The organism is Glutamicibacter sp. JL.03c, assembly GCF_025854375.1.
Taxonomy (GTDB): domain Bacteria; phylum Actinomycetota; class Actinomycetes; order Actinomycetales; family Micrococcaceae; genus Glutamicibacter.
On record NZ_CP107575.1, the window covers coordinates 1140045 to 1162447 of the forward strand.

At 63.1% G+C, this 22403-nt stretch carries 20 protein-coding genes; 13 read left to right on the forward strand and 7 right to left on the reverse strand.

Annotated elements, in window-relative coordinates; translation table 11 throughout:
- Nucleotides 1-101 precede the first annotated feature (101 nt).
- Nucleotides 102-467, reverse strand: a complete 366-nt coding sequence (locus OF385_RS05280; protein WP_022875836.1) for a DUF1844 domain-containing protein — start codon at nucleotides 465-467, stop codon at nucleotides 102-104.
- Between the two features lie 329 nt (nucleotides 468-796).
- On the opposite strand from OF385_RS05280, the gene infC reads away from it, so the two are divergent.
- The 9 genes from infC to OF385_RS05325 all read left to right on the forward strand — a co-directional run bounded on the left by infC (nucleotide 797) and on the right by OF385_RS05325 (nucleotide 8902).
- Nucleotides 797-1447 (forward strand): translation initiation factor IF-3, encoded by a 651-nt coding sequence (infC, locus tag OF385_RS05285; RefSeq protein ID WP_022875835.1) that lies wholly within the window; start codon nucleotides 797-799, stop codon nucleotides 1445-1447.
- 167 nt (nucleotides 1448-1614) lie between these two features.
- Nucleotides 1615-1809 carry a 50S ribosomal protein L35 gene (gene rpmI, locus OF385_RS05290; RefSeq protein ID WP_013348480.1) on the forward strand — a complete coding sequence of 65 codons (195 nt, stop codon included), beginning with the start codon at nucleotides 1615-1617 and terminating at the stop codon, nucleotides 1807-1809.
- Nucleotides 1810-1913: 104 nt separating this feature from the next.
- A complete protein-coding gene (gene rplT, locus OF385_RS05295; RefSeq protein WP_264277317.1) occupies nucleotides 1914-2576 on the forward strand; it encodes a 50S ribosomal protein L20 in 663 nt (220 codons plus the stop codon).
- A gap of 110 nt (nucleotides 2577-2686) precedes the next feature.
- Nucleotides 2687-3586, forward strand: a complete 900-nt coding sequence (locus tag OF385_RS05300) for a TrmH family RNA methyltransferase (protein WP_264277318.1) — start codon at nucleotides 2687-2689, stop codon at nucleotides 3584-3586.
- A 3-nt stretch (nucleotides 3587-3589) separates the two neighbouring features.
- Nucleotides 3590-4036 carry an NUDIX domain-containing protein gene (locus tag OF385_RS05305; protein ID WP_319019257.1) on the forward strand — a complete coding sequence of 149 codons (447 nt, stop codon included), beginning with the start codon at nucleotides 3590-3592 and terminating at the stop codon, nucleotides 4034-4036.
- Between the two features lie 81 nt (nucleotides 4037-4117).
- A complete protein-coding gene (locus OF385_RS05310) occupies nucleotides 4118-4759 on the forward strand; it encodes an LppM family (lipo)protein (RefSeq protein WP_264277319.1) in 642 nt (213 codons plus the stop codon).
- 141 nt (nucleotides 4760-4900) lie between these two features.
- The gene (pheS, locus tag OF385_RS05315) at nucleotides 4901-5980 is read left to right on the forward strand and encodes a phenylalanine--tRNA ligase subunit alpha (RefSeq protein ID WP_264277320.1); all 1080 of its coding nucleotides are present in this window, start codon (nucleotides 4901-4903) and stop codon (nucleotides 5978-5980) included.
- A gap of 3 nt (nucleotides 5981-5983) precedes the next feature.
- Nucleotides 5984-8524: a phenylalanine--tRNA ligase subunit beta gene (gene pheT / locus OF385_RS05320; protein ID WP_264277321.1), complete on the forward strand. Its 2541-nt coding sequence runs from the start codon at nucleotides 5984-5986 to the stop codon at nucleotides 8522-8524.
- A gap of 150 nt (nucleotides 8525-8674) precedes the next feature.
- Nucleotides 8675-8902: a hypothetical protein gene (locus OF385_RS05325; protein ID WP_264277322.1), complete on the forward strand. Its 228-nt coding sequence runs from the start codon at nucleotides 8675-8677 to the stop codon at nucleotides 8900-8902.
- On the opposite strand, the gene OF385_RS05330 is transcribed toward OF385_RS05325, so the two are convergent.
- Both OF385_RS05330 and OF385_RS05335 read right to left on the reverse strand, forming a co-directional pair.
- Nucleotides 8899-9360 (reverse strand): GNAT family N-acetyltransferase, encoded by a 462-nt coding sequence (locus tag OF385_RS05330; protein ID WP_264277323.1) that lies wholly within the window; start codon nucleotides 9358-9360, stop codon nucleotides 8899-8901. The two genes, OF385_RS05325 and OF385_RS05330, sit on opposite strands and share 4 nt — an antisense overlap.
- A gap of 123 nt (nucleotides 9361-9483) precedes the next feature.
- The gene (locus tag OF385_RS05335) at nucleotides 9484-10005 is read right to left on the reverse strand and encodes a phosphoribosyltransferase (protein WP_264277324.1); all 522 of its coding nucleotides are present in this window, start codon (nucleotides 10003-10005) and stop codon (nucleotides 9484-9486) included.
- Nucleotides 10006-10329: 324 nt separating this feature from the next.
- Here OF385_RS05335 and OF385_RS05340 point away from each other — a divergent pair, with 324 nt between their 5' ends.
- Together OF385_RS05340 and OF385_RS05345 are read left to right on the forward strand one after the other, a co-directional pair.
- Entirely contained in the window at nucleotides 10330-11844 is a 1515-nt protein-coding gene (locus OF385_RS05340; RefSeq protein WP_264277325.1) for a DUF5129 domain-containing protein, read from the forward strand.
- 10 nt (nucleotides 11845-11854) lie between these two features.
- Nucleotides 11855-12526: a 4'-phosphopantetheinyl transferase family protein gene (locus OF385_RS05345; RefSeq protein ID WP_264277326.1), complete on the forward strand. Its 672-nt coding sequence runs from the start codon at nucleotides 11855-11857 to the stop codon at nucleotides 12524-12526.
- A gap of 13 nt (nucleotides 12527-12539) precedes the next feature.
- On the opposite strand, the gene ppk2 is transcribed toward OF385_RS05345, so the two are convergent.
- The 4 genes from ppk2 to OF385_RS05365 all read right to left on the reverse strand — a co-directional run bounded on the left by ppk2 (nucleotide 12540) and on the right by OF385_RS05365 (nucleotide 19978).
- The gene (gene ppk2, locus OF385_RS05350; RefSeq protein ID WP_264277327.1) at nucleotides 12540-13436 is read right to left on the reverse strand and encodes a polyphosphate kinase 2; all 897 of its coding nucleotides are present in this window, start codon (nucleotides 13434-13436) and stop codon (nucleotides 12540-12542) included.
- Between the two features lie 74 nt (nucleotides 13437-13510).
- Nucleotides 13511-14812: a M1 family metallopeptidase gene (locus OF385_RS05355; RefSeq protein WP_264277328.1), complete on the reverse strand. Its 1302-nt coding sequence runs from the start codon at nucleotides 14810-14812 to the stop codon at nucleotides 13511-13513.
- A 12-nt stretch (nucleotides 14813-14824) separates the two neighbouring features.
- Entirely contained in the window at nucleotides 14825-18760 is a 3936-nt protein-coding gene (locus OF385_RS05360) for a Pls/PosA family non-ribosomal peptide synthetase (RefSeq protein WP_264277329.1), read from the reverse strand.
- Nucleotides 18761-19009: 249 nt separating this feature from the next.
- Entirely contained in the window at nucleotides 19010-19978 is a 969-nt protein-coding gene (locus tag OF385_RS05365; RefSeq protein ID WP_264277330.1) for a quinone oxidoreductase family protein, read from the reverse strand.
- Nucleotides 19979-20153: 175 nt separating this feature from the next.
- Between OF385_RS05365 and argC the strand changes: the two genes are divergently transcribed.
- Complete coding sequence (argC, locus tag OF385_RS05370; protein WP_264277331.1) at nucleotides 20154-21185, forward strand: N-acetyl-gamma-glutamyl-phosphate reductase; 1032 nt, start codon at nucleotides 20154-20156, stop codon at nucleotides 21183-21185.
- Nucleotides 21182-22396: a bifunctional glutamate N-acetyltransferase/amino-acid acetyltransferase ArgJ gene (argJ, locus tag OF385_RS05375; protein ID WP_264277332.1), complete on the forward strand. Its 1215-nt coding sequence runs from the start codon at nucleotides 21182-21184 to the stop codon at nucleotides 22394-22396. Before argC ends, argJ begins: the two co-directional genes overlap by 4 nt.
- The last annotated feature ends 7 nt before the right edge of the window (nucleotides 22397-22403 follow it).

The window sequence follows — 22403 nt, forward strand, 5'->3', positions numbered from 1 at the left end:
TTGCCGGACAGCCGGGAACTGTGTGATCTCAACAACCATGGGCCCGCTCCCGAAGGAGTCGAGCCCATGATGTTAATCTCTTAAGAAACTAGGATGATTGCTTAGTTGACAGCGCCGGTGAACTTTTCGCCTGGGCCCTTGCCGGGTGCGTCAGGAATCAACGAGGCTTCGCGGAATGCCAGCTGCAGGCTGCGCAGGCCATCGCGCAGCGGTGCTGCGTGCTGCGAACCGATCTCAGGTGCGCCCGCGGTGACTAGGCCTGCAAGGGCGGTGATGAGCTTGCGTGCTTCGTCCAGATCTTTCAGCTCAGCAGCGTCTTCGCCCTCGGCCAGACCACATTTGACGGCGGCCGCGCTCATCAGGTGAACAGCTGCGGTGGTGATGATTTCTACTGCCGGAACTTCGGCGATGTCGCGCACCTGCTGGTCGACGAGGTGCTGATGCGAGTTGGTGTCTTCGGTACTCATACTGCTAAGCTTGTCACAGACCGACTCGATGCCGGTACTTCTCATGACGTCCAGTTAGCTCTGGGCAAGGGATTCGTACTAGTATTGAGCCATGCAAGTGGAGGCCAACTCCCACCCGCTGTCGCCGTTTCCAGGCTTCCGGGTAATTCGGCAGGAACTCCTTCGGGTGCTCCCCAGATGCAGGCGCAATGATTTTGCGCCTTTCGTCGTGTCGTTTCTCTTTGGCCTTCGCCTGCAATCGCAGACGGGGGCCTTCTTCGTTTGCGGTTATGGATTACGAATTTCAGGAGTGACACATCAGCGATCCACGCATTAATGAGCGCATTCGCGTGCCAGAGGTACGTCTCGTCGGCCCCAATGGTGAGCAGGTAGGCATCGTCCGCATCGAGGACGCGCTTCGTTTGGCTCACGAGTCCGATCTGGACTTGGTCGAGGTGGCACCCAACGCCAAGCCTCCAGTGTGCAAACTGATGGACTTCGGCAAGTACAAGTACGAAGCCGCTGTCAAGGCTCGCGAGGCTCGTAAGAACCAGACCAACACGGTCTTGAAGGAAGTTCGCTTCCGCCTGAAGATTGATACTCACGACTACGAGACCAAGGTCGGGCACGCATTGCGCTTCCTGGGCGCTGGCGACAAGGTGAAAGCCATGATCCAGTTCCGCGGTCGTGAACAGCAGCGTCCAGAGATGGGTATCCGCTTGCTGGAAAAGTTTGCAGCAGACGTAGCTGAGGTTGGAATCATCGAGTCCAGCCCGCGCATCGATGGCCGGAATATGGTCATGGTTGTTGGTCCGCTGAAGAACAAGGCAGAGGCTCGCCGCGAACAGCAGCAGAAGTCCGGTGGCCGCAACTCGGCCAAGCGCAAGATCCGCACCGACGCTCCAGCTGAGACCGAGGGCCAGAACGTCGCAGCAGCCATGGATGACGAAGCCCGCGCCAAGTTGGAGCAGGCTCGCCAAGCAGCTGAAGGCGACGCCTAGCCAAGCCTGTTGGGCTTTCGAGCCCGTCACCGTTTACGGTGAAGGATCTTCTCGCAAGGAAGATCCAACTACAAGAGAACAACAGCGGTCACCTTGAATGGGGCCCGCTTCGGATGATCCCCACGCGGTACTTTCGCCGCGTGGAGCACGTAAGGAGAACGGCAGCTATGCCGAAGTTCAAGACTCACAGTGGCGCCAAGAAGCGCTTCAAGCTCACCGGTAGCGGTAAGCTCGCTCGCCAGCAGGCCAACCGTCGCCACTACCTGGAGCACAAGTCCTCGCGCGTTACCCGTCGCCTGGCTTCTGACCAGATCGTCGCTAAGGCCGATGTAAAGACCATCAAGCGGATGCTGGGCCTCTAAGCTCTCCCTTTCGCAATTCGGGGAAGCAATACCCCACCACCCATAGATTTCTCCCATCTCGCAAAACCGCGAGCACTGGGGAACCGACTTGAAGGAGTACACACGTGGCACGTGTGAAGCGGGCAGTAAACGCCCACAAGAAGCGTCGCGTCGTTCTGGAACGCGCAAAGGGTTACCGCGGTCAGCGTTCGCGCCTGTACCGTAAGGCCAAGGAGCAGCTGCTCCACTCGTTCGTTTACAGCTTCAACGACCGCCGTAAGCGCAAGGGTGACTTCCGTCGCCTGTGGATCCAGCGCATCAACGCTGCATCCCGCGCCAACGGCATGACCTACAACCGTCTGATCCAGGGCCTGAAGGCTGCTGAGATCGAGGTTGACCGCCGCATGCTGGCCGAGCTGGCTGTATCGGACTCCAACGCATTCGCAACCTTGGTTAAGGTTGCAAAGGAAGCTCTTCCAGCTGACGTCAACGCTCCACGCGCTGCTGCTGAGGTTGCTGCTCCAAAGGCTGCCAAGGCTCCTAAGGCTGCCGCTCCAAAGGCTGCTGAAAAGGCCATCGAGGGCGAAGGCGTAATCAAGGCTGTTGAAGGCGAAGACGCTCCTGAGGGCTTCATCATCAAGGGCAACGCTGGCTCGAACAAGTACCACGTTCCAGGCTCGACCTGGTACGAGCAGACCGAAGCCGAATACTGGTTCAACTCGGTTGAAGCAGCCAAGGCTGCCGGCTTCGAGCCAGCTGGCGGGGAATCCCGCCAGCAGATGAAGTAAATCTTTTCTCCCTTTGAGCTAAAGCTCAGGTAGGACAGATCACACCGATGGGTGGGTCCCGCGATCACGCGGAACCCACCCATTAGTGTTTCTACCGGTATTCTCGAAGTATGAGCAGTTTTTCCGCTGAAGTGATGACCAACCCACGTGCCGAACGAGTCAAGTCGGTCGCCCGGCTTGCCAACCGCAAGGGCCGTGAAGCCACAGGGGAATTCCTCGTCGAAGGCCCGCAGGCCGTGCGCGAAGCGCTCAAGGCGCACCTGGACGACGACAACCTCGTGCAGGCCGTCTACGTTGTCGGCGGATTCCTCGAAAGCCACGACGAGTTCGCGGAACTGCTCGATCAAACACAGGTGCCAACACGCATCGTCACCGGCGAAGTGCTGCATGCCATGGCCGACACCCAGACCCCGCAGGGGATTCTCGCCGTTGCCGCGATCGCCCAGCCGCAACTGAGCGAAGTGCTCGCCGCCAAGCCGCGGCTCATCGCGGTCCTGTGCCGGGTCCAGGACCCCGGAAACGCGGGCACGGTGCTCCGCGCCGCAGACGCCGCCGGAGCTGATGCCGTCATCCTGACCAAGGGCAGCGTCGACATCTATAACCCGAAGGCCGTGCGCTCCACGGTCGGATCGCTATTCCACCTGCCGGTGCTTAACAACCTCGAATTCGACCACCTGATCGAGGCGGCGAAAACCACCGGAAACCAAATCCTCGCCGCCGACGGCTACGGGGCCTTGAACCTGGACTCGTTGCAGGATGCCGCGGTTTTGCGCGCCCACCAGCCGGCCGCCGACGCACCGGCCCCCGAAGGCCAGCCGGTCCTTGAAGCGCCCACGCTATGGCTCTTCGGCAATGAAGGACAGGGCCTGGACGAACACGAAAAACAGGCGGCTGACCATGCAGTGGCTGTTCCGCTCTACGGCGTAGCCGAGTCGCTGAATGTTGGCACCGCCGCAACCGTGTGCCTCTACGCCTCGGCACGAGCCCAGCACACGGCAAAGCAGGGCTAGCCCGTGGCTGAAGCATCAGTCCTGAAGCAAATTGTGGCCGTAGCGATCGTCGATGATCTGGCAGCTCCCGCCAAGCTCTTGGCCGCCCGGCGCAACCGGCCTGCGGCCCTCGCCGGATTGTGGGAATTCCCCGGAGGGAAGGTCGAGCCGGGGGAGAGCGAAATTGCCGCGGTGCACCGTGAACTCAGCGAAGAGCTGGGCGTGGCCGTCACCCTGGGCGCAATGATCCCCGGGCCGCACCCGCAAGGATGGCCGCTGAACGAGAAAGCCGCCATGCGCATGTGGTTCGCCCAGATCACCGAGGGCGAACCGGATACCCTGGACGGCCACGACCAGCTGGCCTGGCTCGACCTCGACGACTCGCTGCCCGGGATCGTCGAATGGATTCCGGCCGACGCGCCCATCGTCGCGGCATGCCTTGAACAGGTACATGCAGGATCGGCCCATTAAAGACGCGTAAGCTTGAAGCAGCGCCTTTTGAGGCTTGGCACCATTATTTGCACCCGAACACTTTTTGAGGAGCCCTTTTCCGTGAAGCGACTTTTGAGCGTGATCGCACTGGCCTTTGCCGCCGTCCTAGCGTTGTCCGGCTGCGTCAACATGAACGCAGACGTCAACGTCCAGGGCCCTGACAAGACAACCGGTTCGGTAGAAGTCACCATCAACAAGGAGAACCTCCAAGGCATGAGCCTCGACGAGCTTCTGGCAACCCAGGTCGACACCGCGGCCATGGAACAGCAGCTTGATGGCAAGTGGACCTACTCGAAGATCGAAGAGGGCGAGAACGTCGGACTGCGCTTCGACACCGATGGCGTGAAGACCTACACCCAGCTCAAGGACGCCTTCAAGGTCTTCGGCTTCGAGATCAACCTCGCCGACGATGGCAAGGAAGTGACCTTCTCCATGCCAGGGGACAAGGCTGCCGTTGATTCCTCCTTCACCGAAGCGAACCTGCACGTGAACTTCCCGGGTGAAGTCACCTCGCACGCTCCGGGCGAAGTCGAGCACCACTCGGTCACCTTTGACATGATCAAGGGCGCCCAGGTCTACCAGGCCACCGGCAAGTTCGACCACACGCTGTTCTACGCCTCGATCTTCGGCGGCGCACTGCTCGTGCTGACCCTGGTCTTCGTGCTGGCCTTCGCCCCCAAGGGAGCCAAAGAAGAGCACTAAGCAGCAATAACCAGCTTCGAGGTAAGAAGCTTCACGCCAAGGGCCCGTCATCGGTGAAACGATCACGGGCCCTTGGCAATAGAATGGAACCAAAGTGTTCTACGCGTAAGTACAAGATAAGAGTAAGGATCGATCGATCCCATGTCTGATCAGACAACTGGACAAGCTCCCGACGGGGAGTCCAACGTTCCGCACCCAACCGACGAAGCAGGCATCCAGGCGGCCGTTGGCGCCGCCTTGGCCGCCATCGAGGCTGCCGGAGACCTGAACGAGCTGAAGGATGCCCGACTAGCGCACACCGGCGAAAAGTCGGCCCTGTCATTGGCCAACCGGCAGATCGGCAAGCTCGACAAATCGGACAAGGCCATCGCCGGCAAGCTGGTCGGCTCGGCTCGCGGCCGCGTCAACAAGGCCCTCGCGGCCCGCACCACGGTGCTGGAAGAAGCCGAAGCAGCCCGCATCCTCATCGAAGAGACCGTTGATGTCACCGCGGCCCCACGCCGCCGCCCGGTCGGCGCTCGCCACCCGCTCTCGGTCCTGCAGGACCGCGTAGCCGACATTTTCGTCGGCATGGGCTGGGAAATTGCAGAAGGCCCGGAAGTCGAATCCGAATGGTTCAACTTCGACGCGCTGAACTTCAAGCCGGACCACCCGGCCCGCGAAATGCAGGACACCTTCTTCATCGAGCCTGCCGACGCCCACCTCGTGCTGCGCACCCACACCTCCCCGGTGCAGGTCCGCTCCCTGCTCGAACGCGACCTGCCGGTCTACGTGCTGTGCCCTGGACGCACCTTCCGCACCGATGAGCTCGATGCCACCCACACCCCGGTCTTCCACCAGTTCGAAGGCCTGGCCGTGGACAAGGGCCTGACCATGGCCGACCTGCGCGGCACCCTGGAGCACTTCGCCCGCCAGATGTTCGGCGAAGAAGCCCAGATCCGCTTGCGCCCAGCCTACTTCCCGTTCACCGAGCCATCCGCCGAGCTGGATATCTGGCACCCGGGTGCCAAGGGCGGCCCGCGCTGGATCGAATGGGGCGGCTGCGGCATGATCAACCCGAACGTGCTGCGCGCTGCCGGCATCGACCCGGATGAGTACTCCGGCTTTGCCTTCGGCATGGGCATCGAGCGCACGCTCATGTTCCGCAACGACGTCCCGGACATGCACGACATGATCGAGGGCGACATCCGTTTCAGCCAGCACTTCGGGATGGAGATCTAAGTTATGCGTATTCCACTATCTTGGCTGCGCGAGTACGCGCAGGTACCAGCCGACGCCTCGGCTGAAGACGTGATGGCGGACCTGGTCAAGGTCGGCCTCGAAGAAGAAGACGTGCACCGTCCCTCCGATGAGCTTTCAGGCCCGATCGTGGTGGGCCAGGTGCTCTCCTTGGAAAAGGAGGTCGCCTCCAACGGCAAGACCATCAACTGGTGCCAGGTCCGCGTGGTCCCGGAAGGCGCCGAGCAGACCCTGGCCGGCAAGGGCATCGACCCCTCCGGCGTGCAGGGCATCGTGTGCGGTGCGCACAACTTCGTTGAGGGCGACAAAGTTGTTGTCACCCTGCCCGGCGCCGTGCTGCCCGGGGACTTCAAGATCTCCCCGCGCAAGACCTACGGCCACACCTCGGCCGGCATGATCGCCTCCTCGCGCGAACTGGGCATCGGCGATGACCACGACGGCATCATCGTGCTCTCCAACTACGGGCTGGACCCGGAACTGGGCACCGATATCTTCGAGCTCTTCGGACTCGATGACCAGGCCGCGGAGATCAACGTGACCCCGGACCGCGGCTACTGCTTCTCGATCCGCGGCGTGGCCCGCGAGTACGCGCTGGCTACCGGAACCTCCTTCACCGACCCGGCCACCACCGTTGCGGTCTCCGAAGCCACCGAGGCCGGCCACGACGTGGTCCTGGCTGACCAGTCACCGATCTACGATGTTCCAGGCTGCACCCGCTTCGTGACCCGCGAGGTCACCGGCATCAACCCGTGCCTGCCGACCCCGCGCTGGATGGCTTCGCGCCTGCAGCTGGCCGGCATGCGCTCCATCTCGCTGCCCGTGGACATCTCGAACTACGTGATGCTGGAACTCGGCGCGCCGCTGCACTTCTACGACGCTGACAAGCTCACCGGTGCCATCACCGTGCGCCGCGCCCACGCCGGCGAGAAGTTGACGACTTTGGACGACAAGGAACGCGAACTGTCGGTCGAAGACCTGCTGATCACCGACGAGTCAGGTGCCCTGGGCATCGCCGGCGTCATGGGCGGAGCCGCCACCGAAGTCACCGATTCGACCACCCGCGTGCTGATCGAAGCAGCGCACTTCGATGCGGTATCCATCGGCCGTTCGCGCCGCCGCCACAAGCTGCCGTCCGAAGCCTCTAAGCGCTTCGAACGCGGCGTGGATCCGCAGATCATGCAGATCGCGGCCCAGCGTGCGGTGAACCTGCTCGTCGAGCTGGCCGGCGGTACCGAAACCACCAAGATCACCGATACCGGCGCCCAGCCAGCTGATACCCAGATCCAGCTGCCATCGGGTTTCGCCAGCTCCCTGATCGGCGTGGACTACACCGACGAGCAGACCGTCGCGTCGCTGGAAGGCATCGGCGCGAGCGTCGAGCAGAACGGCACCGGCTTCCTGGTCACCGCGCCAGGCTGGCGTCCGGACCTGGCCATCAAGGAAGACCTGGTCGAAGAAGTAGCCCGAGTCGTCGGCTACGACAAGATCCCGGCTACCTTGCCGGTGGCTCCTCCGGGCCGCGGCTTGACCCGCGTCCAGTCCCAGCGCCGCCGCCTGCTCCAGGGCTTGGCCGACGCGGGATTGACCGAGATCCTCTCCTACCCGTTTGTCTCCGAGCTGCAGAACAGCACCTTCGGCGCAGCCCAGGCCGGCACCGAGGTCAAGGCCATTTCCCTGGCCAATCCGATCTCCAAGGAATTCCGCTTCCTGCGCACCAGCCTGCTGCCAGGCCTGCTGGAAACCGCGCGCCGCAACATCGGACGCGGCTTCCGCGATCTGGCCCTCTACGAGGGCGGACTGGTCTTCCAGCCAGGCGAGCAGCTGGGTTCCAGCGTGCTCCCTCCACTGGGCGCCAAGCCAAGTGACGAGGTGCTGGCCGAACTGTTCAACGGAGTTCCGAACCAGCCGTGGCATTTGGCTGCTGTGCTGACCGGCAACGAGGCTTCCGCCGCTGCCGGCTTTGCGCCGCGTGCCTGGGATTGGGCCGACGCACTGGAGGCAGCACGTACGGTTGCCGGTATCCTCGGCGTCGAGCTGGAGATCGCCCAGGGCAGCCACCAGGCGTTCCACCCTGGCCGTGCCGCGACCTTGAAGGTTGCCGGGGAAGTCGTCGGCTACGCCGGTGAACTGCACCCGCAGCTGCTCAAGGACCAGGACCTGCCAGCGCGCACCGTGGCCATGGAGCTGAACGCTGCGGCCCTGATGGTCGCGGCTCCTGCCGTGGTCGTTGCCGAGCACCTGTCCACCCAGCCAGTGGCCACCCAGGACGTCGCCCTGGTCGTGGATCAGGATGTTGTCGCCGGCGACGTCCTGGCGGCTCTGCGCGAAGGTGCCGGAGACCTGCTGGAAGACATTGCACTCTTCGATGTGTACCAGGGCAAGGGCATCGAGGATGGCAAGAAGTCGCTGGCCTTCGGCCTGCGCTTCCGCGCCACCGACCGCACCCTGACCGCTGACGAGGCCTCCGAGGCGCGCGCCGCGGCAGTCGCCGTGGCTGCCGAGAAGTTTGGCGCCACCCAGCGCTAGCTGAAACCCGCGATGCCCCGCTGCGTGCCTTGACCCCAAGGCGATCAGCGGGGCATTGCTGCATAGTCGCAACGTCGAACTCCCGAAGGGCGACTACACTTGTTTCTGGGATTCCTCAATAACTAATGACGATCAGGGAAGTGGTGAGCCGTGAAGGGACTGCGATCTTGCGGCGCTGTGCTGTTGGTGTTATTCCTTGGCTTCCTGGCTGTCGCTGCCTTGATTGCAGCAGGTTGGGGAGTGATTGTCTTCATCGAACGCGGCGCCGGAGCGCATTTGCAAGATGAGCCTACCCCGACCTACCAGCCAGAAGAGGAAGCACCGGATCCCATGCGGCCAAGCAGCTTCGGGCTGCCGCAGGAAGCGACTGCAGCCTAGGCCTGCGGTGTTGCCCGGGTCAGGGTCACCAGCGCTGCATCGTGGCTTTGGCGGATGAATCCGTGCCGCTCCAGGACTTTGAGTGATGCGATATTTTCTGGTGCCACCCTGGCCATGAGATCCGTGATTCCGGATTCTTGCAGATGCTGCAATCCTTGGGCGACGATGGCCTTGGCCAAGCCCTGGCCCCACATTGCGGGCGCAAGCCAATAGCCGATCTCTGTGGCATGGGCACGGTCCGTGGCAGTGAACAAGCCTATTCGCACGCCATCGAGCCATACGATGAACCATGAAATCCCATTGCTGTCGATCGCTTGATTTACTCGCTGTAGCGCGTATTCGCGGCTCCATGGCTGGCCATCGCCAATGAACGCGGTGACGCGCTCATCCGCGCTGAGACCCACGATGAAATCCGTATCGGTTCCGTCAATTGCCCTTAGTTGTACTGAGGAACTCATACCATCAGCCTATGGGATGAACTCAGCCCACTAAAAAATCTGTGTCTGATCAAACGAACGGCGCCAAAAGGGCAAACAACAGCGGGAAACGATTCGCATCGTTCCCCGCTGAAGAATGATAATTTACTTTGCTCCGCCTGCGGTGACAGGTGGAAGATCGGACCATGGGAAGGTGATCCACTTGTCGGTGCGGCGCCATTCGTAGTCCGGGACCATGATGGTGCGTGGCTTGGTGTAGAGGCAAACGGTCTTGACATCCGCGCCCCATGCCGAAACCAGGTCGACGACCTTTTCCAAGGTGCGGCCCGAGTCGGAAACGTCGTCAACGATCAGGATCTTCTTGTCGCGCAGGTGGCCGTCATCCAGCATCGGTGGCAGCACAACTGGCTCCGGGAGAACGGTGCCGATCCCGGTGTAGAACTCGACGTTCAGGGCGCCGCAAGCCTTGACACCCAGTGCGTAGGAGATCGATCCGGCCAAGAGCAGGCCGCCGCGTGCTACCGCCAAGACGATGTCGGGCTCGAAGCCGCTGTCTACGATGGTCTGTGCAAGTTCGCGGGAGGCTTCACCGAAGGTGTCCCAGGTGAGAATTTCGCGCTCTGGCTCTGAAAGGACGGATGCCCCGGAATCGTCAATGCTAGTCATTCTGCAATTTTACCGCCGTTTTCGGCGTAGTCGTGCAGGAAGCAATGACCTGGTCCTGTTTTACATCACTAGTCTGGAGCGTTTAACGCTTATTGATCAGGCAAGAATCCGAGAAGAGACCCCTAGTCTGAGCAATTCATCACGTCATCGACACCTCTGCCGAAGGCAAGGAACTCGAAGAACTGCGTTGGAAAAGCTAACGCAGTGATGGTGGGCTGCACGACAGGTCACTACCGGTTGCGCCAAAAAATCACTTTTGATCGATAAACTGGTGCGAGCAGTCGTTCACCAGCCATCCAGCATCGGTCCCGAGGAGAAGCGAACATGGCACGAAGCAATCTGTCCAGGCGAGTGGTCAGCGCAGCAGCGGTCCTGTCCTTCGGCCTGTTGAACGTGGTAGTCCCGGCCCAGGCGGTGTCGGGAGCGCAGATCCACGCAGGTGAGAATCTGGGGGAGGTCAGCATTGACGACACGGCGGGCGTGATCAATCGCGACCGGCTCATGGACGCCTTGGATGAACTGGATTTCAACGAACCGACCAACATCGCGGTGTATACACGCGACGGCGAGTATTCCGATGACATCAATACCAAAACGCTCGAATTCGCGCGCAAGAGCCATCCAGAATGGATCTCGGCAGAGGCCGAGGACTATGGCGACTATTGGGCCGACGGGATGCTGATCATCACCTTGTCGGTCGAAGGCAGCGGGGACGGTCAAATTGGCACGTATTTTGGCGAGGATCGCAAAGTGACCACTAGCCAGATGGAAAGCATCCACGAGGCAGGGTATGACGACTTCAACCTGTCGCGGTGGACCGACGGCGTGATCGCGGTTGCCGACAAGGCATCGGCAATCATGAATCGGCCGTGGTACAAAAGTCCCGCCCTATGGTGGACCGTTGCGGCAGGTGGCGGCGGCACCGGTGTTGTCCTGGCGGCCACCGCCGCAGTGCGGTCTTCGCGACGCAAGAATTTTGCCAAGGATTTTTACGCGGGACGAGAGCATCTGACCAATGTCACGATGGACTTGGAAGAAACCGAGCTCGCCGCTAAGACGCTGCCCACCGGGTCAACCCACGCCGCGGAACTTGAACGCCGATTTGCCGACTTCATGTCGAAGTATCGTGAATCCTTCGATTCGCAAGCCAAGCTTGAAGCAGCGGAGAAGAAATACCGTTCCTCTAGCCGTGGCGTGGACGCCGCCAAGGAGTTCAAGGCCGAAGCGCAAAACCTTGATCTCACCGATGACGCCATCATCGCTGCCGCCGCGCTCTACACCCGTTCAGCCTCGTGGGAAGAGGCCTGGCGCGCGCAGACGAAGCCGCTGGCAGGCGATCTCGCCCAAATCTCCACGCTGATCGATGACGTGGAGCCTGAGCTGATGGGCAGCGCGGCGGCGCTCGCCTCGTACCGTGAGTCGGCAACACAATCGCTGGAATCGCTGGGAACCCAATTGAAGGCCGGACAAATCGACGTCGATGCGGCCTTGGATGAGCTCTCCGATCTTCGACGCGGGCTGACAGAGCGCTTGGACGACTTTGCCAAGGCCCAGATCGAAGCCTACGCGGAGAACGATGAAGAGAAGGAGCAGATGCGCAGGGAAATGGAACGCTCCCGCTATTCCACGGCGGGCCAGGGCCCGCGAGGAGGGACCATCCTGGACGTTGTGAATCCCGCATCGCTGTACTGGAGCGTGGGCGGCTACAACGCTGGCTACACTGCGGGAACCAACTCGGTGGATCAATCCCGCGCGTCCTCTAGTTCGTCCGGGTCGGTCTCAACCGGATACTCCGGTGGCGGCAGCTTCTCGGGCTCCGGCGGATCGTCGCGGTTCTAAACGGAAACCCATGCAGATTTTTTCCAAACTCCTGCCCGGGGCCGTACGCGTGGCCGAGACGCGTACCGAGCTTGATGACGGGCCTAGATTCTGGCAAGAGGATCAGTATGTGGCCGACGCGGTCCAATCCCGTCAACGGGAGTTCCGCACCGTGCGCATTTGCGCCCGTCAAGCGCTCGCCGAATTCGGGTACGGCGATTACATCCTCGTTCCCGATGAGCACCGTGCGCCGGTGTGGCCCCCGAATATCGTGGGCAGCATGACGCATGCAGTCGGACTGCGAGCCTCCGCCGTGGCCAGCACCGGTGATTTCAGCGGTATCGGCATCGACGCAGAGCCGCATCAGGCGTTGCCAGCAGAAGTGGCCGGCCTGATCCTGTTGCCGGAAGAACAGCGCTTGGCCGCTCGCCTCCAAGCAGAAGATCCCGGCATCGCTTGGGACAAACTGATGTTCAGCGCCAAGGAGAGCGTCTTCAAAACGTGGTATCCGCTGGCCCGGCGCTGGCTTGATTTTCTTGAATGCGAGATTACGGTCGGCCACGAGCCAGGAGCCTTCACCGCCCGGATCCTGCAGGCCAGCCCCGTGCACGGCGGCGTTGACCTGTCAGTGCTCTGCGGGACATGGATGAGCGAATCCCCAGTGGGCCGTGGCCTGCTGGCCACGGCGATCACCGTGCGATGAAACTCGTAACGCCCTAGAACTCTTCGCCGTGGGTGATGACGTTTGCAGCGCGTCCCACGATTTGGGGATCGGGGGATCCGATCAGCTCATGATCCTTGCCCTTGTAGTCAAACAGGTTCAGCACGTGGCGCATCGCCTGAAGCCGGGCGCGCTTCTTGTCATTGGACTTCACCACTGTCCACGGAGCGTGATCGGTGTCGGTCTTGAGGAACATTTCCTTCTTGGCTTCCGTGTACTTCTCCCATTTATCCAGGGACTCGAGATCCATCGGGGAGAGCTTCCACTGGCGCACCGGGTCGATTCGCCGAATGGTGAAGCGGGTGAGCTGCTCGCTAGCAGAGACAGAGAACCAGAACTTCACCAAATCGATGCCCTCATCGACCACGAGCTTTTCGAAGAGCGGGGTCTGGTCCAGGAAGTGGTCCACCTGTTCCGGGGAGCAAAAGCCCATGACCCGTTCCACGCCGGCACGGTTGTACCAGGAACGGTCGAAGAGCACGATTTCCCCGGCTGAGGGGAAGTGCTGCACATAGCGCTGGTAGTACCACTGGGAGGATTCGCGTTCGCTGGGTTTTTCCAACGCGACAACGCGGGCGCCACGAGGGTTCAGATGCTCGGTGAAGCGCTTGATCGTTCCCCCCTTGCCTGCGGCATCACGGCCCTCGAAAACGATCATGATGCGCCGGCCGTTGGCCTTGACCCATTTCTGGAGCTTCAGGAGCTCGATCTGCAGGGCCCGCTTTTCAATCTCGTAGGTTTCGCGGTCGAGTTTCAGGGCGTAGGGGTAGTCTTCGCGCCAGGTGTCAACGACGGTGCCATCGGCGCGCAGCAGCAACGGATCATCGTCATCATCGTCGAGCACCGAATAGCCGCGGAAGGCATCATCGAGCAGGGGCATTTCTACACTCATGGTGGCAAGCCTAAATTTCGTGGATGAACTGATAATGAATGGATCGTGAACTGGACAACAGGCCAGCCGAACTCTTAGGCCGGGAAGCCCGGCAGTTCAAGATCGGTGAGCCAGGATTGCAGAATCTGATCCACATCGATGCCAGAAGCATGCTTCTTCAGATGGCTCGTGAACTTCTTCGTATCAACGCTGCCGTGCGCGTAGCTCGCCGTCCAATCGCGCAGCATCTCGTAGAAGGCCTCTTCGCCTAGCGCAATGAGCAATGCGTACAGGGTCAGCGCCCCGCGCTTGTAGACCCGATCGTCGAACATGTCCTTCGGGCCGGGGTCCCCGATCTGCAGATCCTGGGGCAGGGACTTGAGCTTCTCCCAGGCCGCGCGGGCTCGCTGCTTGATCGGCATGACCCCGGCGTGTTCCGAGTACACCCACTCGCTGAAGCAGGCGAAGCCCTCGTTCAGCCAGATGTCCTGCCATTGTGAGGGAGTCAGCGAATTGCCGAACCACTGGTGCGCGAACTCATGGGCGATCAGGCGCTGGGCCTCCCACTGAAGCGAGAGATGATTGCGCCCGAAAATGCTCATTCCCTGGGCTTCCAGCGGAATCTCCAATTCGTCGTCGACCACGACGATCTTGTAATTCCCGAAGGGGTAGGGGCCGAATTTGCGCTCGAAGATCTCGGCCATCTGGCTTTGCTTCGCGAAGGCTCCGCGCACCGGCAGATCATTGCCTGGAACCGAGTAGGCCAGCAGGTGGTGCCCGCGGTCAAAGGCGATTTCGATGTAGCGCCCGATCTGCAAGGTCGCCAGATAGGTGGCCATGGGCTCGCGCTGTTCGTACACCCAGGTATTGCGGCTGGCCGAGCGGCTGTGCGAGATCAAGTCTCCATTGGCCACCACGCGGTAGCCCGCATCGGTGGATACCTCGAAACGGTAGGAGGACTTGTGGCTTGGATGGTCATTGCAGGGGAACCAGGTCGAAGCTCCCACCGGCTGGCCCGAAACGAGGATGCCGTCGGTGAGCTCTTCCCAGCCCACCTCGCCCCATTGCCCGTTATCGACGCTGGGATTTCCACCGTAGCGCAGGTTCAATTCGATATAATCCCCGGCTTGGATCCGGTTCGGGGTCGAGATGACCACACGGTGGTGCTTTTTGCTGACCGAGACCTTGCGTCCCTGGCAAGTGGCCTTCATGATCTTCAGCCCATTGAGGTTCAGCGGGATCTCGTTGAGATCTTCGAGCGCGCGAATGCGCAGCATGGCTCGGCCATCGAGGTGGTTGCTCGCGAGCTTCACCACGAGGTTCACATCGTAATGTTCCACGGTGTAGGTCGGGGAGCCGTAGTGCTTGGTGTACTCATCCAGTATGCGATGGTGCATCGGTGCGTTGCCTCAGGCTTCCTGTGCGATGGGCTTCGTACATTGTGTATCCGGGGTGGTGTTCCAGCGTACTGCCGGATTGCCGCGCCAGTAGGTATTGGCAGGCAGAACCTCGCCGCGAAGGACCAAGCTGGCCGGGCCGGTGGTGGTGCCCTCGGAGATCCGCGCCGCTGGCAGGATCACGCTATGCGGGCCGAGCGTCGCCCCTGCTCCCAGGGTGACCGCGTCAATGGACATGATGCGGTCGTGGAACAGGTGGGTTTGCAGCACCGAGCCGCGGTTGACCGTGGAGTGATCCTCCAGGGTGACCAGGTCGGCCTCCGGCAGCCAGTAGCTTTCGCACCACACTCCATGGCCGATCGTGGCGCCCTGGGCGCGCAGGAACCAGACCAAGGCCGGGGTTCCGCTAGCGAGGCGGGCGAACCACTGGGCGCACACCAGTTCGGTGAAGGAATCGACCATTTCGGTGCGCCAGATGAACGAGCTCCACAGGGTGTGCTCGCCGGGGCGGATCGCGCCGACCACCAGCCATTTGGCGGCGACCGCGATGACGGCAGCCAACGCGCCGGCAAGCACCAGCACCGCGCCGGAGAGCAGCATGCTGGCCCACACGCCGGCGTAGGTGGCCAGGGCGGCAAGGGCCCACAGCACGCCACCGGCGATGGCCACGGTCGTGAAGACCGCCAGGGAACGGGCCAGCTCCCAGAAGGAACGCATGATCTTCAATTTCGGGGCCGGACGGTAGGTGCGCTCCGACTCGGCTTCCACCGTGGTGCGGCGCAGCTTGTTCGGCGGGGAACCGATCCACGACGTCCCGGCCTTCATCTTCTTCGGCGTGGCCGAGAGCACCGCAATCAGCGATCGCTTTGGCACGCGGCGTCCTGCATGCAGGATGCCGGAGTTGCCCAAAAAGGCCTTCTTGCCCACGCGCACCGGCGCGATATGCATCCATCCGCCGCCCAGTTCGTAGGAGGCCACCATGGTGTCATCGGCCAGGAAGGCGCCGGAGGAGATGGTGGTCATCTTCGGGATCAGCAGGACCGTGGAAATTTCCACATCGCGTCCCACCTTGGCTCCCAAGAGGCGAAGCCAGATCGGGGTGAACAGCGAAGCGTAGAGCGGGAAGAGCTGATCGCGGGCGGCATCCAGGACCCGCTCGGTCGCCCAGGCCTGCCAGCCCACGCGCGAGGTGACCGGATGCCATCCTTCGACCAAGCCGATCGACAGCAAGCGCACCACGATGACCGTCAGGATCATGCTCGACAGGAACCAGACCATTGCCGCCACGATCACCGCCGGGATGAAACGCCAGCCGATTTCTGCCAGCGACTGGGCCGGCCGCAGGATCGGGGTGACCGAGAGGAAAGCGAGAACCACCGGGATCCACTGCCACAGGTTCAGCAGGATCGAGGCGAAGCCGGCGAGCACGCGAGGCATCCTGCGGTAGGCCGGTTCTGCTTCGGGCCACTTGGGCTTGGCCTTGGACTGCCGGGTCGCAGGGGAGCCGGCGTACCGGGAGCTGCCGCGGGCACTTCCGTAGACGGCCGAACCGGCCTCGACGATCGTGCCCTCGCCGATCACCGCTCCGGGGGCCAAGGTGCTGCGCGCGCCGATCGATGCGCGGGCGCCAACCTCGATGGCCCCCACGTGCACCTTGTCGCCGTCAATCCAGTAACCGCTGACATCCACCTCGGGCTCGATGGTGGCGCCCGGGCCCACGGTGAGCATTCCGGTCACCGGCGGCAGGGTGTGCAAGGTGGCTGTGCGGTCGATCTTCGCGCCAAGCATGCGTGCGTACCACGGCAGCAGCGGCGCGCTGGAGAGCGAAATCGGATCCACTACATCGGCTGCGTGCTGCGCCAGCCACAGGCGCAGGTGGACCGAACCAGAGCGCGGATAGACCCCGGGCTCCAGCCCGCGCAGCAGCAGCCTCGTGGCCAGGATGGACAGCGCCATGCGCCCGAGCGGGGTGGCGAAGAGAAGCCATAATCCGGCGATCACGTACCACGGGGTGGGCAATGGGTCGTCAAAAATTCCCATGGCCGCCAGGGCCACGTGCCCGATCATCAAATAGGTGAACCAGCGCAGCCCCGAAAGGATGAACAGCGGGAAAGCCACCAGGGTCTGCGCCACTTGGGTGATGCGCTTGGTGCGCGCCACGGTCCGCGGTTCCACCGGCTCGCTCGTGGCTTGCTGGCCGCCGAGGAATTCAACCAGGGCTCCGAAGCGCGGGTAGTCATAGAGTTCGGCCACCGTCAGATCCGGATAGCGCACGCGCAAGGCGGAGACGAGCTGGGCGGCCGAGAGGGAACCGCCGCCGGCGGCGAAGAAGTCGGCGTCTACCCCGGATACAGGTGCGCCGAGCGCTCCCTGCCATGCTTCGGCAATGAATTCTCCCACCTCATCCAGTGGCGGCAGCTCGCCGGAGGATTCATTCTGCTCGGCACCGGGCAGTGGCCAGGGCAGGGCATTGCGGTCGACCTTGCCGCTGGTTTTCATCGGCAGGTTGTCCATGACGGCCAGGATCGGCACCATGGGCGCCGGCAGGTCCTCCAGCAAGGCGGTGCGGGCCGCGGACAAGTCGTAGTCTTCAGGCGCCTGGAGGTAGCCGACCAGGATCTTGTTTCCGGTGGCGGTTTCGCGCACGGCCACCGCGCCGGCGGTAACCCCGGCCAGCGAGTTGAGCGCGGCATCGATTTCGCCCAGCTCGATCCGTCGGCCGCCGATCTTCACCTGGTCGTCAACACGGCCGATGAAGATCAGGCCTTGGCTGTCGTTGACCACCATGTCGCCGGAGCGGTAGGCGCGCTCCCAGCCCAGGGTGGGCATCGGCGCGTACTTTTCGGCATCCTTTTCTGGATCCAGGTAGCGGGCCAAGCCCACGCCGCCGATGATCAGCTCGCCGGATTCGCCCTCGGCCACCGGAATGCCCTGGGGGTCGACCACGGCCAGATCCCAGCCGGCCAGCGGCAATCCGATGCGCACCGGCAGGCTGCCGTCCATGGTGGCTCCGCAGGCCACTACGGTCGCTTCGGTTGGCCCGTAGGTATTCCAGACTTCGCGGCCCTCGGTAGCCAGGCGGCCGGCCAGTTCTGGCGGGCAGGCCTCGCCACCGAAAATGAGCAGGCGCACCGAGTCCAGGGCCTGGGCTGGCCACAGGGCCGCCAAGGTGGGGACGGTGGAGACCGCGGTGATCGAGCGGGCAATCAGCCAAGGGCCGAGGTCCATGCCGCTGCGCACCAGGGCGCGCGGGGCGGGTACCAGGCAGGCGCCATTGCGCCAGGCGATCCACATTTCCTCGCAGGAGGCGTCGAAGGCGACCGAGAGCCCGGCCAGGACCCGGTCGGTGGTGTTCAGCGGGTCGCTGGCCAGGAACATCTGCGCTTCGGCATCGACGAAGGCCGCCGCGGAACGATGGGAGACCGCGACGCCCTTGGGTTTGCCGGTGGAGCCGGAGGTGAAGATGATCCAGGCGTCATCGGACAGGTTCGGCAGGCGCGGGGACGCGAACGGCTTGGGCCGTGCGGCATCCACCACGATGGTATCGATGCCCTTGACGATGCCGGCCACTTCGGCTTCGGTGAACACCGTTTTGGCTCGCTCGTCGGGATCGTCCGCATCCACCGGGACATAGGCGGCGCCGACCCAGATGATGGCCAGGATCCACTCGTAGAGGTGGCGCGTGCCCGATTCAACGCGCACGCCGATGCGGTCGCCGGCACCGAGGCCGTGCTCGTGCAGGCGGCGGGCCTTGGCCTTGACCTCTTCGATTAGCTCGGCGTAGCTTTCTGCGCGCTCGCCGTCATCGATGGCGGGCGCGTCAGGGTGGGCCTCGGCGGTGGCCTGCAGGATGTCTACCAGCGTGCGGGCGGCCGGGGCCAGAGCGCCGGAAGGAAACTGGGGGGCGTAGATTTCTCGATCCGGCGCAAGAGTTTGATCGTTGTCCATGATGAACGGATCCATCCCTTCACTTAACTGCGTAAATGGTCTTCGGGGCGCTGGGGGAGCGCGGCCCAAAAAAGGAAATGGATGCTGGAGGGGCGGATCGGGGATCCGATAGCTATTTAATACGGAATCGGTGAATCGCAGGGGCTGTCTTGGCTGAATTGTCGGCTAAGTCTCATAGATTTCGCTACTGCTACGCCGCAGGCCCGGGGCACCGTGCTCGATGTTGTGCCCCGGACATGTAACTGCTAGTTAGGGCAGCAAAATGACCTTGCCGGTGGTGGCACGCGATTCCAGCGCGGCGTGGGCGGCACCTGCCTCGGCCAGCGGGTATTGGGCGCCGATGCGCACATCGATCTTTCCGGTGGCCACCCAGCCGACCATATCCCCGAAGCGCCAATGCATCTCCTGCTGCGAGGTGAGGAAGTCCGCGAGCTTCGGACGGGTGACCGTCAACGATCCGCCGGCGTTCAGGCGCTGCAGGTCGAAAGGCGGCACCTGGCCGCTGGCTCCGCCGAAGAGCACCAGCGTGCCGCGGCGGCGCAGGGCCGCCAGCGAGGTTTCGAAGGTGTCCTTGCCGATGCCGTCGTAGACCGCGTTGACGCCTTGGCCGCCGGTGACCTTCTCGACGGTCTCGGCGACCTGCTCGTAGTCCACCACGTAGTCGGCCCCGGCTGCCTTGGCCAGGTCCTTCTTCTCCTGGGTGGAGGCTGTGGTGATGACGGTAGCTCCCTTGAGCTTGAGCAGCTGGGTGAGGATCAGCCCAACGCCGCCGGCGCCGGCGTAGGTGAGGATGACATCGCCGTCGTGCACCATGTAGCTGGAGTGGACCAGATAGTGGGCGGTCATCCCCTGCAGCGGCAAGGCGGCGGCGATGTGCAGGTTCACGGAGTCGGGGACCTTGGCGGTCAGGTCGGCATCCACCAGGGCATACTGCGAGTAGCCGGCCTCGCCGGAGGCGGTGGCCACCCGATCGCCCAGCTTGAAGTTCTGGACGCCTTCGCCAATCTGCTCCACCACTCCGGCGAATTCGGAGCCCGGGACGAAGGGGTAGTCCACGGTGTAGACGCCGCTGCGCTGATAGGTTTCGATGAAGTTCACGCCGGTGGCCGCGACCTTGACCAGCAGCTGGCCGGGGCCCGGGGTGGGGACCGGGAGGCGGGTTGGCTGCAATCCGGTGGCGTCGGTGGGTTCGTTGACCACGATGGCTTGTTGCTGCATGATGCGGTGCTCCTGAAATACGCGGTGTCCCGGGGTCTTCGGGCGGGTCTCTATCGCCAGTTTAGGACTTCGCCCGCCAAGGTGGGGGAAGGGCCGGATGGATGTCGGGTTACGTGACGAAGTATTTTATGAATATTTATTAGCGTGCGTGAATATTTCGCGATAGAATCTGGTCATGACGATTTCAGTAGCTGTCTCCGGCGCCAGCGGATACGCCGGCGGTGAGGTCCTTCGCATCCTTGCGGCCCATCCAGAAGTAGAGATTGGCGCGATCACCGCGCACTCCCAGGCCGGGCAGCGACTCGGTTCGATCGCACCGCACCTGCACGCGCTCGCCGACCGCGTCCTGGTCGACACGACCGTGGAAAACCTCGCCGGGCATGACGTCGTGTTCCTGGCCCTGCCGCACGGCGCCTCGGCCGCCGTTGCCGCGGCCCTGCCGGAAAACACCCTGGTCATCGACGCCGGTGCGGACCACCGTCTTGAATCAGCCGCCGCCTGGGAAAAGTTCTATGGTTCGGAGCATGCCGGATTCTGGCCCTATGGCTTGCCCGAGCTTCCTGGCCAGCGCGAGAAGCTGGTCGGCACCAAGCGTGTTGCCGTCCCAGGCTGCTACCCAACCGGTGGCCAGCTGGCCCTGGCCCCGGGCTTCGGCGCGGGATTGCTCGAAGCCGACGACGTGGTCATCGTTTCAGCCTCCGGCACCTCCGGGGCCGGCAAGTCGCTGAAGCCCAACCTGCTGGGCAGTGAAGTCATGGGCTCGATGAGTACCTACGGCGTGGGCGGCATCCACCGGCACATCCCGGAAATGGAGCAGGGATTCTCCAAGCTCGCCGGCGAACCGGTCACCGTCTCCTTCACCCCGACCCTGGCCCCGATGCCCCGCGGCATCCTCACCACCGCCACCGCGAAGGCCAAGGCCGGCGTGAGCGAAGCGCAGTTGCGCGCCGCCTGGGAACAGGCCTACGCCGATGAGCAATTTGTGCACCTGCTGCCCGAGGGCCAATGGCCAACCACCAGCGCGGTCCAAGGCTCCAACCACGTCCAGCTCCAGCTGGCCTTCGATACCCACGCCAACCGCGTGATCGTCACCGCCGCGCTGGATAACCTCACCAAAGGCACCGCAGGTGCCGCAGTCCAGTCGATGAACATCGCCTTGGGCCTGGAAGAAAATACCGGATTGCTCATGCAAGGAGTCGCACCGTGAGTCTCGCCTACACCCCCGCCCACCCGTCGGCCGCCGCAACCGGCGTCACCGCGCCGGCAGGATTCACCGCGGCCGGCGTGCCGGCAGGCCTGAAATCCACCGGCAAGAACGATGTCGTCCTGGTGAAGAACCTCGGCCCGCAGTTCACCGCCGCCGGGGTTTTCACCTCCAACCGCGTCGCCGCCGCCCCGGTGCACTGGTCCAGGCAGGTGCTCGCCGACGGCCGTGTTGACGCGGTGTTGCTGAACTCCGGCGGAGCTAATGCCTGCACCGGCGCCGAAGGATTTGGCAACACCCACCGCAGCGCCGAATATGCCGCTGAGCTGCTGGGCGTCTCCGCTTCGGACGTGGCTGTAGCCTCCACCGGGCTGATCGGCGTGCAGCTGCCCATGGACAAGCTGCTGCCCGGCATGAAAGCCGCCGCCGAGCTGATGGCCGACGACCAGAACGCCGCCGACCAGGCTGCCGCCGGCATCATGACCACCGACACCGTGCCGAAGCTGGTCTCGCGCCTGGTGGGCCCCGATGGCTCCGATCAGGTCGCCATCGGCGGCATGGCCAAGGGCGCGGGCATGCTCGCCCCGGCGCTGGCCACCATGCTCGTTGTGCTTACCACCGACGCCGTGCTCTCCAAAGAGCAGGCCGACACCGCACTGCGTGCGGCCACCGCCATGAGCTTTGACCGCGCCGACTCCGATGGCTGCATGTCCACCAACGACACGGTGCTGCTGCTGGCCTCCGGCGCCTCGGGTGCCACCCCGGATATCGGCGAATTCACCGCTGCGCTCACCGACGCCTGCTGCGAACTGGCCGCCAAGCTCATCGAGGATGCCGAAGGGGCCGATCACACCATCGCGATCCGCACCTACAACGCCGCCACCGAAGCCGACGCCCTGGAAGTCTCCAAGGCCGTCTCCCGCTCCAACCTGGTGAAGACCGCGGTGTTCGGCAAGGATCCGAACTGGGGACGCGTGCTCTCCGAAGTGGGCACCACCAAGGCCGCCTTCGAAGCCGATGAGCTCAACGTGTCGATCAACTCCGTGATGGTCTGCAAGAACGGCGGGGTCGGGGAAGACCGCAACCTGGTCAGCCTCGAAGAACGCAACGTCGTGATCGAGATCGACCTGAACGCGGGCAGCGAGGAAGCCACCGTGCTGACCAACGACCTGACCCACGACTACGTCCACGAAAACTCCGCCTACTCCAGCTAGGCAGCAC